Genomic DNA, 13,010 nt, shown 5'->3' with positions numbered 1-13,010 from the left:
CTCCATTCACATCACACCGTGCGCAGCTTCGACACGCGCCGGTTCTGCAGCATCACCAGACGTTCCATGTACGCGAGATCCTTCGGCTCGATCGTGAACGCCGCGTGAACCCATTCCTCGGTGATGTCCATCAGCTCGGAACGCGTGATCTGGAACACGCGCTCGCGTGCGCGCAGCATCGCGCGGATGCCGTTCAGCTTCGGCTTCGTCACGTCGATGAAGGTGCGCGTCGCGAGATACGCGTCGCCCGCGTCGAACGTCTGGTCAACCAGCCCGCGATCCTCGTACCACTCGGCCGCATGCGCCTCGCCGGACGAGATCAGCGATTCCGCGAGCCCGCGGTCTGCCTTGCGCGCGACCAGCGAATAGCCGCCCATGCCCGGGAACAGGTTGAACGCGATCTCGGGAAAGCCGAGCTTCGCGCCCTTCTGCGCAAGCATGTAGTGGTGCGCGAGGGCGGCCTCGAAGCCGCCGCCCAGCGCGCTGCCCTCGACCATCGCGATCGAGATCGAACCGGTGCCGAAGCCCGTGTAGATCTCGTACACGCCATCGATGCACGAGCGGGCATAGGCCATCAACTGATCGCGGCGACCGCTGCGGATCGCGTCGACGAAGAAGCTCAGGTCGCCGCCGACGTTGAACAGCTCGGGCACGAGCGAACCCGTCACCCAGAAGTCGAACGGCAGGCCGGAGTCGCGTGCGACGCGCGCGAGATGGATGATGTCGGTGACGAGTTGCTGGTTGAAGCACGGCCGCGGCTCCGATCGCAGCATCATCCACATGATGTTGCGGCCTTCTTCGTAGAACGCGGTGAGTTGCGTGAGTTCACCTGCTTCGTAAAACGGACGGCACGCCGGATGAGATTGGAGTTGCATGGTATGTCCTCGTGAGATGTGGTTTTGCAAAGAGCGCCGCGGCCGGCGCCGTGGACAACTGCCCCCGCACGGCGCCGGCCGCGAGGCACCGCCATTGTTGCGCGCACACAAAAGCCGAAATGCGGGGAAAAACGCACGACGGGGACGAGGAGGGGTATCGCGGTCGGTGTGAGACGTGTGGACCATGCGAACGACGGGATCGATGCGATCGATGCGATCGCTTGGCGGGAGGACGTGGGGGAGGTGTGGCACGGAAGTGTGACGATGCGGCGACAATCGATGCGCGCATGCCGTACGGGAGACGTGTCGCGTGTCGGTCGTTTACGCGATGAAAACGACGCCGCGCCGTCGATCACATCTCATGGAATGTGCGGACTGGTGCAGCGACCGTGCATCGGTTAGCGTTGGAGGATGACGCTGCCGCTACCGCTACCGCATGGCGTTGACCCGATGCGTGACCGACACGGACGCGAACAATCTGTGCAAGAGGATGGAGTTGCGGCTGCGACGCGACAACGTCGACTGCACGATCACGAACTCGAACTACGCGGGCACCACGCTGAAGATCGCGCTGGCCTACGCGAACGAACAGGAGCGTGACAAGCGCGTCGGCGATCGCATGCTGATGCATCGATCTCGCGACACACACATACGCCCATTCCTGTGCCGGAAACTTGAATGCATCACAACGTGACATAAAATAAAAGCAGGCCTTCGTGCCATCCGGTTTCTATGCCGCAAACCAACCCGGCCGCGCGATACGCGCAGCGTGCCGGGCGGACCTTCTATTGAGAAGAACGGAGGATGGCCACAGACCACGCCGCGATCGGTGGCTGCTATCGCCGCACGATCTCGCGACAATGACGAGGGAAAAACGACGATGATGGTTACATTCCGATCCTCCGCCGCACCGGACATCGTGATGTTGCGCGATCTGGCGGAGTACCTGCTGGGGCTCGTCGGCAAGGGGCTCGACGTTCGCGGGGTGATTTCCACTGACGAATTGCCGGGCGCGATCGCGCGGCTCGAGCAGGCGATCAAAGATGATGTGGCGCGGGAAAGCGCGCACGCGCGTTCAACGCAGGCGCTGCGCACCGAACTGTCGCCGCATGCAGGTGGGCTCGCGCAACGCGCGTGGCCGCTGCTGGACATGATGCGTGCGGCCCAGGAACAGGGCCGGCACGTGATGTGGAGTGTGTAGGCGCGCGACGCGCGCCGGCTGCCCGGGAACCGGACCTCCGCTGCAAGGCCGACGGCCTGGCGTCGCAAGACGCCATACCGTCGGCCGATTTTTTTGCGCGGGGCGCTTTCCGCTTACGAATGGTGGTGCGTATGCGAGCGTGCCGAGCGCCGCGACGGGCGGTGCAAGAGCCGGTCGCGGATGCGCTCGCGGCTGCGCTGTTCCGCGAAGAACAGCACCGCGAACATGAGGACCGCGAGCAGCAGGATGGTCGCGACGATACCGTTTTCCATGTCGCCTCCGGCAGGTTGGGAGCGAGGGATGCCATCGGCTGGCGTTAGCCGGCATGGGCATCAAGAGGCCGGCGAGCAGATGCGCGTCGCGCCGGCCGCGGCCGGCATCGCGCCGGCGTTGAAGCGCTGGGCCAGTGCAATCGCGACCCCGCACGCATCCGCATCGTTGCGAACACGTGGTGCGTGGGATCGATCGAGCAGATGCGCGTTGCTCCGGCCGCCGCCGCTATCGCGCCAGCACATGATGGCGCGCGGCGGGGACTTCACGCCGAGCGCGAAGCCTTCGCCGGCCACCGGATCGACCCGCACGTCCGCGCGGCTCTCATCTTGATGGTAGGTCACGGAAAGCGGCGACTCCATCCCGATTCCTTTCACGGGCGCCCGCCGTTCCGACCCCACGCCGCAAACGAGCACGTACTGGCAAGCGCGCGGCGCACGAAGGAGCGCCGCGCCGCGTTCACGTCAGCATCGGCATCGCTTCGATCAGCGCGATCCCGAGCAGCGCGCCGATCGCGGCGCCGACCAGTTTCGGATGCCACCGCTCGAGATGCAGCGCGGTGAGCAGCGCGCCAATCAGGATCACGCCCAGCAGCGCGAATGCGATCACGAGATAACCGATTTCGAAATCGTTGTTGATCAGCATGATGTCTCCTTCCCATGTAGGCGTGTCGAACATACCGGATCGTCATTCGTTTCGGCGACGTCGCACGCACGCTTTCACTGCCTGAATTATATGTCACAACGTGATATAAAAAGCGCTCCCGCGCGGAGCAGATCGTGAAAGTGTCCCCACGCCCCTGCATCCCGCTTGCGGCGCTTCCCCGCCCGCATGTTGCGCCGCGGCGTGGCCGGCCGCCCAGCGGCTTGACGCTCGCGGGCACGTCACCCACACTGAATTGAACGACCGGGCGCGGCGCGCGGATGCGTGCCCGTCGCGTCCCGACCTGAACACGAACGCGCGGAGAGCTTCGACGTGGTGCGTTTTCCGTTCCGATCGACCGGCCGCCTGCCGGGCCGCGCCGCCGCGTTCGCGGTGGCCGTCGCCGTTGCCGCGCTCGCGCGTCCCGCGTTGGCCGATTCGGGCGACGAAGCGCCCGTCACGCTCGTCAGCGATGTTCACGTATTCGTGATCCAGCGCGACGGCTCGCTCGACGAGGAAGACGATTCGACGCTGCGCGCGAACGATGCGAACGGGATCGACGCGATCGCGCAGCGCTACGTCTGGTTCGACAAGAACCTGGAGAAGGTCGAGCTGGTCGCGGCCGAGACGATCGATCGCGGCGGCGTCGCGCATCCGGTCGGGCCCGACGGCATCCGCGATGTCCAGGAGCCGCGTTCGGCCGGCGCGCCGACGTTCCAGGACGGCCTGCTGCGCACCGTCGTGTTTCCGGGCGTCGAGGCCAGGTCGAGCACGCGCATCGCGTTCCGCAAGGCGCGCACGAAGCCCGTCAACGCCGGTTACTTCGGCTACTACGTCGAACCGTCGCGCGAGCCGGTGGAGAACCAGCGGCTGATCTTCGACGTGCCGGCCGACATGCCGCTGCGTGCGGACGCGCGCGGCTACGTCGCGCTGCCGCCGGTCACGGCGAACGGCCGCACGCGCTACGAGTTCGCATACCGGCACGGCCCGTACGACCGGATCGAGAGCGGCTCGGTCGGCTATCCGACCTACGGCGACCGGCTCGTGGTGTCCACGCTGCCCGACTATGCGGCGTTCGCCGCGCGCTACCGCAACGCGGCCGTCGACGCGGGCGCGAACGATCCGGCCGTCGTGCAACTGGCGCGCGCGCTCACCGCCGACGTCGCCGATCCGCACGACAAGGCGCGCCGCCTGTTCGACTGGGTGCAAGCGAACGTGCGTTACGTCGCGATTTTTCTCGGCGAGACGGCCGCCGCGCCGCATCGCGTGACGGACATCCTGCGCAACCGCTACGGCGACTGCAAGGACCACGTCGCGCTGTTCGGCGCGTTGCTCGCGGCGGTCGGCATCCGCAGCGAACCGGTGCTGATCAACCTCGGCTCCGTGTACGCGCTGCCCTCCGTGCCCGGCTACGGCGCGGGCGCGATCAATCACGCGATCACGTGGCTGCCCGGTCTCGGCCTCTACGCGGACACCACGACGAGCGGCATCGCGTTCGGCTACCTGCCGCCGATCGTGATGGACCGGCCGGCGCTGCTCGTCGACACCGGCGTGCTGTCGCGCACGCCGGCCACGCAGCCGAAGCGCCGCACCGCGCGCGTGGAGATCGATGCGGCGCAACCGGGCGCCGCACGGTTTCACGCGCTCGTCGTGGACGACGGCTGGACCGCGGAGCTCGAACGCACGCTGTTTCGCCGCGCGCCGCCCGAGCGCGTGCGGCAGCTTGCGAACGAACGGCTGCGGCAAAGCGGCTTGCGGGGCCGCGCACGGATCTCGACCGGCGATCGCCGCGCGACGGACGGGCCGTTCGACGTGACGTACGACGGCACGCTCGATCACGTCGTGTGGCCGGACGGCACGACCGCCGTGCCCGCGCTGTCGAGCATCACGGGCGGTATCGCGACGCAGGTCGAGGGGTGGCTGGCCGAACCGGTGCGCACGCAGCCGTGGGTGTGTCTGGGCGGCACGTTCGACGAGACCGGCGAAATCGCGCTGCCGGCTGGCGTCGCGGTGACCGACCTGCCGACCGATACGGCCGTGCACGACCGTTTCGTCGACTTCGCGTCGCATTACGTGTTCGATGCGGCCGCGCACGTCGTGCAGGTCACGCGCCGGCTGACGGCGACGTTCGGCCGGCAGGTCTGCACGCCTGACGAGTTCACGGCGCTGCGCGCGTCGCTCGAACGTATCGAGCGCGACACGCAGGCGCAGATCGTCGTGCGGGCAAGGCAACGTTGAACGCCGGGCGCGGCGTATGCGGCGCTCGGCACGATCGGACGCGCGGCCGGGTTCGGCCGACGCGCGGGAGATGGACATGACGAAGCGGGAAGACGAGATCGCCGACCTGTCGAAGGAACTGCTGGGCCGGATCGTGCAGGGCGCGATGATGAGCGGCGCGCCGGTGGATGCGCAACAGTGCGCGGCGCTGGCCGTGCGCTGCGCGACGGCGCTGGTCGATCGGCTGGAAGCACGCAGCGGCTGAGCGGAGTCGTCGCAGGCGAAGACGGCGCGAGCGAAGCCGGGGCGACTCGACAGGCGTTCGCCCGGGCCCGCATTGCGCTTGCACGTGACGCGTTACACGTCGGCGTGCGTGTCGCCTTCCGCGCGCACCGCGCCCGGCGGCCGCCCGACCACGCGCTTGAACGCCCGGCTGAACGCGGCGAGCGACCCGTAGCCGAGCCGGTACGCCACGGCCTCGATCGTCTCGCGGTCGCGTGCGAGCCATTGCGCGGCGAGCCGCATCCGCAGTTCGGTCAGGTAGCGCACGGGCGTCATCCCGGTGGCCGCGAGAAAGCGTTCCGCGAACACCGAGCGCGATACGCCCGCTTCGGCGGCCAGTTCCGACACGCTCCAGTTGCGCCCCGGATCGCGATGCAGCGCGACGATCGCGCGGCCGAGCTTCGGCTCGCGCAGCGCCTGCACCCAGCCGGTCGCGTCGCCGCATCCGCACTCGACCCAGCCGCGCACGATGAACGCGGCGACGACGTCGGCGAGCCGCGCGAGGATGCCCGCGAAGCCCGCGCGTTCGGAGCACGATTCGCGCTCCATCGCGTCGAGCATCGGGCGGATTTCCGGATAGCGCGCGAGCAGCGTGCCGACGTGCATGAACTCCGGCATCGTCCCGACGAGCGGCTGCATGCCGCCGAGATCGAGCTCCATGCACGCGCTGAAGATCAGCGCGTCGCCGGCGGCCGGCTCCGCCGCGGCGCACGACGTCGCGGCCACCGACGCGACCGTGTCGCAGATCTTCGCGACTTCGAACCCGCCGATCTCGCGGCACGGCGCATCCGGATCGGACACCAGCGCATGCGTGCCGCCGTGCGGCAGCAGGATCGCGTCGCCGGCCTCGAGCCGCACCGTCGTGCCGGCCGCGTCGCGCAGCAGCACGGGCCCGCGCCCGACGAAATGGAACTGCGCGCGGCCCGGCGCATGGCCGAAGCTCAGCCCGAACGGCCGCGGCACCTGGATCCGGCGATACTGCACGCCGCTCAAGCGCATGCCCAGCAGCAACTCGCTGACGAGGTCGTGCACGTCGGGCACGGGGGGAAGCAGGGGCTCGGCCATTTTGAGATTCGGACGATCGATCAACAAGAACGGATTGTATGTCATAGACCGTCCTGCCGTGGTTCCCTACGATAGGCCGTCATCAGTATTTTCCCTATCCCACTCGGAACGACGCATGAATCCCGGAATCTCCTCTGCCGCCACCCAGGCGGCTCCCCGCGCCCCGGCCTGGGGTGCCGTCTTCGCGATGACGCTCGGCGTGTTCGGCCTCGTCACCGCCGAATTCCTGCCCGCGAGCCTGCTCACGCCGATGGCCGACAGCCTAGGCGTGACCGAAGGCGTGGCCGGCCAGGCCGTCACGGCCACCGCGACGGTCGCGCTCGTCACGAGCCTGCTGATCTCCGCGCTGACGCGCACGATCGACCGCCGGCGCGTGCTGCTCGCGTTCTCCGTGCTGCTCGTCGCCTCGAATCTCGCGGTCGCGTTCGCGCCCGACCTGACGACGTTGCTGATCGGCCGCGTCGTGCTCGGCGTCGCGCTCGGCGGCTTCTGGACGATGGCGACGGCCACCGCGATGCGGCTCGTGCCGACCGCGATGGTGCCGCGCGCGCTATCGATCATCTTCAGCGGCGTGGCGGTCGCGACGATCGCATCGGCGCCGATGGGCAGCTATTTCGGGCACCTGATCGGCTGGCGCAACGTGTTCCTGATCGCGGCGGGGCTCGGCGGTGTCGCGTTCGTGTCGCAGGTGATGACGCTGCCGTCGATGCCGCCGAGCGGCACGACGCGGCTGCGCACGCTCGTCGACGTGCTGCGCCGGCCGACCGTCGGCCTCGGGATGTTCGCGACAATCCTCGTGTTCACCGGGCATTTCGCGTTCTTCACGTATCTGCGGCCGTTCCTCGAACAGGTCGCCGGCGTCGGCGTGAACGGGCTGTCGGCGATCCTGCTCGGCTACGGGATCGCGAACTTCGTCGGCACGTCGCTCGCGGGCCGCGTGCTCGAGCACCGGCTGCGGCCGATGCTGATCGGGATGCCGGCGCTGATGGTCGTGCTCGGCATCGCGCTCGTCGCGCTCGGCCGCGCGCCGATGATCGACGCGGTGCTCGTCGCGTTGTGGGGGATGGCGTTTGGCGGCGTGCCGGTTGCCTGGTCGACGTGGGTCACGCGCACCGTGCCCGATGAAGCCGAGAGCGCGGGCGGGCTGATCGTCGCGGCGATCCAGCTCGCGATCGCGACGGGCGCGGCGGCCGGCGGCGTCGTGTTCGACGCGAACGGCGCGGGCGGCGTGTTCCTGAGCGCGGCCGCGGTGCTGGCCGTCGCGGTCGCGACGATCGTGACCGGCGTGCCGAAGCGGGTTGGCGTCTCGCCGGCGCTGGCCGAATGATGGATCGCAGCGGGCCGGCGCGTGCGATCGCGCATCGGCCCGCTGCTCGTTGCTAGTTGTAATGCGCGCCGCGGGAATGGCGGCGCGGCACCTGAAGCGTGGGGACGGCGATTGCATCGGATGTAATCGTCGGCAGTCCGCTGTCCGCCCCGGGCAGCGCCTAGCCGCCTTGCTTCACCACCGCCGCCAGCGCCTTCATCGCCTCCAGGTAAGGGTAGGGCCCGTGACTGATGCGCGCGACGCCGTATTCCGCGAGTTCGGCGAGCGTCGGCGTGTCGGTCACGCGCATGATGTTCACGGGCAGCGGCGACGCGGCCGTCAGCGCGCGAATCAGCGCCGGCGAGCGCAGGCCCGGCACGAACAGGCCGTCGGCGCCCGCCGCCGCGTACGCGCGTGCGCGGGTCAGCACGTCGTCCAGAAGCCGTTCGTCGTGCGTGTCGGCCGCGGCCGTGAAGAACACGTCGGTGCGCGCGTTGATGAAGTAGCCGATGTCCGCGCGATCGGCCGCCTGCCGGGCCGCCGCGAGACGCGCGGCCGCGTCGTCGACGCTGCGCAGTTCGCCCGTCGCCGGAAAGCTGTCCTCCAGATTGCAGCCGATCGCGCCGGCCTCGATGCTGCGCGCGATCGTGTCGGCTACTTCCTCCAGCCGCTCGCCGTACCCGCTTTCGAGATCGACGGTGACGGGCAGGTCGGTTGCTTGGGCGATTCGCGCGAGCACTTCCATCACGAGCGCTTTCGGCATCTGCTCGCCGTCGGCGAACCCGTTGGCGACCGAGACCGACCAGCTGCCCGTCGCCAGCGCGAGCCCACCCGCGTCGGCCACCGTGCGCGCGCTGCCGGCGTCCCACACGTTGAACAGCGCGAGCGGCTCGCCCGCGCGATGAAGCGAACGGAAATACGCGGCTTTTTCCTTCTTATTGCGACTCATGCTCGTCCCTCCGGTTGAAATGCCGATCGGTGATCGTATCGAACGATACGTCGATGGTGTCGAGCGCCGCGAGAAAATCGCGCGCGTCGAACAGTTCGCCCAGGCTGCGTACGCCGCCCGACGTCAGTGTACGGCCGCTCAGCAGGCGAACCGTCGCCTCGACGATGATCGGCGCGCTGACCGCATAAATGTCGCGTCCCGACGCGCTCGCGCGATGCGTGATGCCGTTCTGCACGACGATGGCGTCCATCACGAATTGCTGCGCCGAGCGGCCGAGCGCGTCGACCGGTTGCGGCGGCGGCGTGCCGGCATCGCGGATATCGCGCAGCGCGAGTGTCGCGAGCCAGGACTCGATCGTATCGATGCGCAGATGACGCGCGAGCGTCATCACTTCCGAGAACGGCAGCAGCGTCACGTCGACGTCGCCGAGCGGCGCCGGAAACGGCCAGCGGCGCTCGCGTGCCGTCGTCGGCACCGCGGTCGGCTTGCCGTCCTTCTGCATCAGCCGGGTCGCGTGATTGCGCTCGCCGGTCACGCGCGTGCCGCGCGTCGGATGCCAGCTGTCGAGGCCGGTCGCGACGTCGACGCTCTCGATCGGCCGCTGCGGGTCGACGACGGCCGTCACCAGCAGGTCGGCCAGGCCGCCGTAGAACGCGGCGGCCGGCACCAGCGTCACGCCGGCGGCGCGTGCGCGGGCGTCGCGCTGCTCGGTCAGTGTCTGAACGGACGGCTGCTCGGCCGTCAGGTCGATATACGGGATACCGGCGCGCAACGCCGCGTCGGCGAGCGGCAGCGCGGTATCGAGGTAGGGGCCCGCGCAGTTGATCACCGCGTGCGTGCCGCGCAAGGCGGCGTCGAGCGCGGCCGGATCGTCGACCGACGCGACGCGCCACGGCGCCGCGGCGTTGCCGCCTTGCGCGAGCCGCGCGGCATCGCGCCCGATGCGTATCGCGCCGAGGCCGCGCCGTTCCAGTTCGGCGACGACAAACCGCCCGGTGTGACCCGTGGCGCCATACACTGCAACCGTCATTCGACCGTCCATGATTCACTCCGATACAGACCGGTTTGTTTTATAGTACAGACCTGTAGCGTCGTCAACCCCGCGGTGCTATCATCGGATGCACTTTTGCGGGACAGGCGGCCGTCGACGGCCGGGCTTCGATGAAACAGGAAACACAGACGAAGGGGAGCGCGCCCGATACGCGCGAGCGCATTCTGCAAACGGCGAGCGCGCTGTTCTATCGGGAAGGGACGCGGGCGGTGGGCGTGGATTTGATCGTCGCGCAGGCGGGCGTCGCGAAGACGAGCCTGTATCGGCATTTCGCGACGAAGGACGACCTGATCGAGGCGTTTCTGCTGCGCGAGGATGCGGATTTCTGGGCGCACTGGGACGCGGTGGCCGCGCGGTACCGGCGCACGCCGCGCGAGGAACTGGATGCGCAGTTGCAGTGGATCGGCGAGCGCATCGAGCGGCCCGGTTATCGCGGCTGTCCGCAGATCAACATCGCCGCGGAGTACGCGGACGGCAATCATCCCGCCCGCAAGGTCGCCGTCGCGCACAAGCAGGAATTGCGGCGCCGGCTGACGGAACTGGCCAGCGCGATCGGGATCGACGAACCGCAGACTTACGCGCTGCGGCTCGCGACCGTCATCGACGGCGCGCTCAGCAGCGGGCACGCACTGCACGCGCACGGCCCCGTGCGCTTCCTGCAGGAATTCGCGCAATTGCTGATGCCGACGAAGGGCAGGAAGTGAAGCGCGGGTAGTGCCGTGCCGCGCGCGGCTTCAGCCGCGCGTAGCCGGATCCTCCGACAGCATGCGCAACTGATCGCGCAACACATCGACTTCTCCGGCCGCGAACGGCTGTTCGATCTCGGCGTGTGCCTGCTGCCACAGCGGGAACGCGTCGCTCAGCAGACGATGGCCGGCCGGCGTGAGTTCGAGCAGGCGGCTGCGCTTGTCGTCCGGATCCTGCACGATCGTGACCAGGCCGCGCCGCTCGAGCGGTTTCAACGCGGCGGTCAGCGTGGTGCGATCCATCGCGAGCAGCGACGCGACCGATTTCATCGCGGCCGGTTTCGGCCGGTTCAGCGACATCAATAGCGAAAACTGGCCGTTGGTGAGATCCAGCGGACGCAGCACATCGTCGAAGATGCGCGCGAGATTGCGCGCCGCGCGCTGCATGTGCAGGCACAGGCAGCAATCGCGCACCATCAGCGTCGTTTCGAAAGGAAGCTTTTCATTGCGTGCCATGTTGCAATTGTGTTGATATCAACCTATCTTGTCAAGGGCGAGGAGCGGCAGCCCGCTGTTCCCGCCATCGGACGGAGGAAGCATGAGTGCTCAACAGCAGTTGTATCTCGCGGTTTTCCTCGGCAGCAAGGAGAGCCCGGCCATGAAGGCGTGGATGGCGCTACCGGAGGAGGAGCGGCGCACGCGGGAGAAGGAAGGGATTGCCGCGTGGCATGCGTGGGTCGACCGGCATCGCGACGCGATCGTCGAGCTCGGCGGGCCGCTCGGCAAGACCAAGTCCATCGGCAAGGGCGGCATCACGGACACCGCCAATGCGCTGAGCGGCTTTACCGTCGTGCGCGCCGCGTCGCACGACGCTGCTGCCGCGCTATTCGAAGGCCATCCGCATTTCACGCTGTTCCCCGGCGACACGATCGAGGTGATGCCGGTGCTCGCGGTGCCCGATATGTAAACGATGAACGCATGAACCATGCGCCGCAGCCTGCATGGAGACCAATTCCCGACAATCTGGATGGAGACACTGCAATGAAGCTTTACGGATTTGCCGGCACCCGCACGCAACGCGCGCTGTGGGGGCTGAAGGAACTGGACGCGGATTTCGAATTCGTGTCCGTCAACCTGCTCGCGGGCGAGCACAAGCGGCCCGAATTCCTGCACCTCAATCCGGCCGGGAAGGTGCCCGTGCTGGTAGACGGCGACCTCGTGATTCCCGAGTCGGCCGCGATCGTGCTGTATCTCGCGGACAAGTATCCGGAGAAGCAATTGCTGCCGGTCGATCTCGCGCGGCGTGCCGAGGCCTATCGGTGGATCATGTTCGCGGTGACGGAACTCGAGCAGCCGCTGTGGCGCATCGCGCGGCATACGTTCATCTATCCGCCCGAGAAGCGCTCGCCGGCCGACATCGAACTGGCGCGCGAGGATTTCAACGCGATGGCCGTGATCCTCGACAAGCATCTCGAAGGGCGTGAATTCATCGTCGGCGATACGCTGACGGTGGCCGATTGCGTGACGGCGTATCTGATCGACTGGGCGAGCGAATGCAACCTGATCGAACCGTTCCCGCAATTGCGCGCGTATCTCGAACGGTTGTATGCGCGGCCGAAGGCGCCGCAGCGGATTGCGGAGGCGCGGAAGGCGGCGTGAAGACGGCGGTCGGTGATGTCCACGGGCGCGATTGAGTTCGGCCGCGTGATTCGCTGGGCTGCGGTCAGGCCAGCCCGACGGGGGCGCCGAGCGCGTGACACAGCATCGACAAGTCGCGAATGGTCAGATGAGGGGGCGTGGCACGGTGCGCGTCGTGCGCTGTTTCCGCCCCTTCGTCGCGCACCACCCACGCCGCCTGAAGCCCCGCATTCAACGCGCCGACGACATCGAGGCGGTAATCATCCCCGACATGAAGCAGTTCCCCCGCAGGCACGCCAAGCGTCGCGGCGGCCGCATGAAAGATCTCCGGCTCGGGTTTCGCGAAGCCGAACGCACGCGCGCTGAGCGTGTCGCGGAAGAACTCGCCGCCCCCCGTCAGCCGAAGGTCCGCATTGCCGTTCGTCACCGCGATCAGCGGAAAACGCGCGCTCAGCCACGCGAGCGCCGGCAATGCATCGTCGAAGAACTCGACCCGATTCCGCGCGGCATAAAACACGTCGTATGCGCGCTCGGTCAGCGTGACGTCTTCGTTCGCGCGTTCCAGCGCAAGCCGGATCGAGCCGATGCGCAACGCACGATAGTCACCGAGGAGATCCGGCCGCAAGCGCTCGTATTCGTCGCGCAACTGGCTCAGCGCCTGCGACGTGGGCAGCACGCGCGCGGTTGCGGGCGCGTGCGCGAGCAGCCACGCATGCAGCGACGCTTCGGCCCGTTCGACGGAAGGGCCGAACGGCCACAGCGTGTCGTCGAGATCGAACGAGATGGCGGAAACGTTGGTCAGGTGCATGGCGACGGAAGATACCACGC

17 protein-coding genes are annotated in these 13,010 nt (G+C 68.1%); 8 read left to right on the top strand and 9 right to left on the bottom strand.

The genetic code is table 11. From position 1 onward, the window contains the following. Positions 1–11 precede the first annotated feature (11 nt). Positions 12–875: a crotonase/enoyl-CoA hydratase family protein gene (locus ABIC50_RS08970; protein WP_105831642.1), complete on the bottom strand. Its 864-nt coding sequence runs from the start codon at positions 873–875 to the stop codon at positions 12–14. A gap of 436 nt (positions 876–1,311) precedes the next feature. Between ABIC50_RS08970 and ABIC50_RS08965 the strand changes: the two genes are divergently transcribed. Both ABIC50_RS08965 and ABIC50_RS08960 read left to right on the top strand, forming a co-directional pair. After that, positions 1,312–1,569 (top strand): hypothetical protein, encoded by a 258-nt coding sequence (locus ABIC50_RS08965; protein WP_354163237.1) that lies wholly within the window; start codon positions 1,312–1,314, stop codon positions 1,567–1,569. A 186-nt stretch (positions 1,570–1,755) separates the two neighbouring features. Further along, positions 1,756–2,076: a DUF1840 domain-containing protein gene (locus ABIC50_RS08960; protein WP_354163659.1), complete on the top strand. Its 321-nt coding sequence runs from the start codon at positions 1,756–1,758 to the stop codon at positions 2,074–2,076. A 113-nt stretch (positions 2,077–2,189) separates the two neighbouring features. On the opposite strand, the gene ABIC50_RS08955 is transcribed toward ABIC50_RS08960, so the two are convergent. The 3 genes from ABIC50_RS08955 to ABIC50_RS08945 form a co-directional block, all read right to left on the bottom strand. After that, positions 2,190–2,348: a hypothetical protein gene (locus ABIC50_RS08955; protein ID WP_006749645.1), complete on the bottom strand. Its 159-nt coding sequence runs from the start codon at positions 2,346–2,348 to the stop codon at positions 2,190–2,192. A 60-nt stretch (positions 2,349–2,408) separates the two neighbouring features. Further along, positions 2,409–2,708: a hypothetical protein gene (locus tag ABIC50_RS08950; RefSeq protein WP_354163234.1), complete on the bottom strand. Its 300-nt coding sequence runs from the start codon at positions 2,706–2,708 to the stop codon at positions 2,409–2,411. Positions 2,709–2,805: 97 nt separating this feature from the next. After that, positions 2,806–2,991 carry a hypothetical protein gene (locus ABIC50_RS08945; RefSeq protein WP_006749647.1) on the bottom strand — a complete coding sequence of 62 codons (186 nt, stop codon included), beginning with the start codon at positions 2,989–2,991 and terminating at the stop codon, positions 2,806–2,808. Positions 2,992–3,321: 330 nt separating this feature from the next. Here ABIC50_RS08945 and ABIC50_RS08940 point away from each other — a divergent pair, with 330 nt between their 5' ends. Continuing rightward, positions 3,322–5,226: a DUF3857 domain-containing transglutaminase family protein gene (locus ABIC50_RS08940; protein WP_354163232.1), complete on the top strand. Its 1,905-nt coding sequence runs from the start codon at positions 3,322–3,324 to the stop codon at positions 5,224–5,226. A gap of 76 nt (positions 5,227–5,302) precedes the next feature. Continuing rightward, entirely contained in the window at positions 5,303–5,470 is a 168-nt protein-coding gene (locus tag ABIC50_RS08935; protein WP_006749649.1) for a hypothetical protein, read from the top strand. Positions 5,471–5,562: 92 nt separating this feature from the next. Here the strand turns inward: ABIC50_RS08935 and ABIC50_RS08930 are convergent, their stop codons facing one another. Then, positions 5,563–6,597 (bottom strand): AraC family transcriptional regulator, encoded by a 1,035-nt coding sequence (locus tag ABIC50_RS08930; protein WP_354163229.1) that lies wholly within the window; start codon positions 6,595–6,597, stop codon positions 5,563–5,565. A 70-nt stretch (positions 6,598–6,667) separates the two neighbouring features. On the opposite strand from ABIC50_RS08930, the gene ABIC50_RS08925 reads away from it, so the two are divergent. After that, positions 6,668–7,879: an MFS transporter gene (locus ABIC50_RS08925; RefSeq protein ID WP_354163226.1), complete on the top strand. Its 1,212-nt coding sequence runs from the start codon at positions 6,668–6,670 to the stop codon at positions 7,877–7,879. Positions 7,880–8,039: 160 nt separating this feature from the next. Here the strand turns inward: ABIC50_RS08925 and ABIC50_RS08920 are convergent, their stop codons facing one another. Beyond that, positions 8,040–8,807: an isocitrate lyase/PEP mutase family protein gene (locus ABIC50_RS08920; RefSeq protein WP_354163224.1), complete on the bottom strand. Its 768-nt coding sequence runs from the start codon at positions 8,805–8,807 to the stop codon at positions 8,040–8,042. Then, positions 8,794–9,849 carry a saccharopine dehydrogenase family protein gene (locus tag ABIC50_RS08915; RefSeq protein ID WP_354163222.1) on the bottom strand — a complete coding sequence of 352 codons (1,056 nt, stop codon included), beginning with the start codon at positions 9,847–9,849 and terminating at the stop codon, positions 8,794–8,796. Before ABIC50_RS08915 ends, ABIC50_RS08920 begins: the two co-directional genes overlap by 14 nt. A gap of 119 nt (positions 9,850–9,968) precedes the next feature. Between ABIC50_RS08915 and ABIC50_RS08910 the strand changes: the two genes are divergently transcribed. After that, on the top strand, positions 9,969–10,562 hold the full coding sequence (locus ABIC50_RS08910) for a TetR/AcrR family transcriptional regulator (protein WP_229062838.1): 594 nt from the start codon (positions 9,969–9,971) through the stop codon (positions 10,560–10,562). Positions 10,563–10,592: 30 nt separating this feature from the next. Here ABIC50_RS08910 and ABIC50_RS08905 read toward each other — a convergent pair whose 3' ends face one another. Next, a complete protein-coding gene (locus ABIC50_RS08905) occupies positions 10,593–11,060 on the bottom strand; it encodes a MarR family winged helix-turn-helix transcriptional regulator (protein WP_354163219.1) in 468 nt (155 codons plus the stop codon). 82 nt (positions 11,061–11,142) lie between these two features. Here ABIC50_RS08905 and ABIC50_RS08900 point away from each other — a divergent pair, with 82 nt between their 5' ends. Then, a complete protein-coding gene (locus tag ABIC50_RS08900) occupies positions 11,143–11,511 on the top strand; it encodes a YciI family protein (RefSeq protein WP_175655317.1) in 369 nt (122 codons plus the stop codon). Positions 11,512–11,585: 74 nt separating this feature from the next. Then, positions 11,586–12,203, top strand: a complete 618-nt coding sequence (locus tag ABIC50_RS08895; protein ID WP_126226542.1) for a glutathione S-transferase family protein — start codon at positions 11,586–11,588, stop codon at positions 12,201–12,203. A 64-nt stretch (positions 12,204–12,267) separates the two neighbouring features. Here the strand turns inward: ABIC50_RS08895 and ABIC50_RS08890 are convergent, their stop codons facing one another. Further along, positions 12,268–12,990 (bottom strand): HAD family hydrolase, encoded by a 723-nt coding sequence (locus tag ABIC50_RS08890; RefSeq protein WP_354163657.1) that lies wholly within the window; start codon positions 12,988–12,990, stop codon positions 12,268–12,270. Positions 12,991–13,010 lie beyond the last annotated feature (20 nt).

Origin of the sequence: Burkholderia sp. 567 (assembly GCF_040545115.1) — a bacterium.
Lineage (GTDB): Bacteria > Pseudomonadota > Gammaproteobacteria > Burkholderiales > Burkholderiaceae > Burkholderia > Burkholderia ambifaria.
The sequence above is the reverse complement of the archived record's forward strand: the minus strand, read 5'-3'. Positions and strand labels throughout refer to the sequence as shown.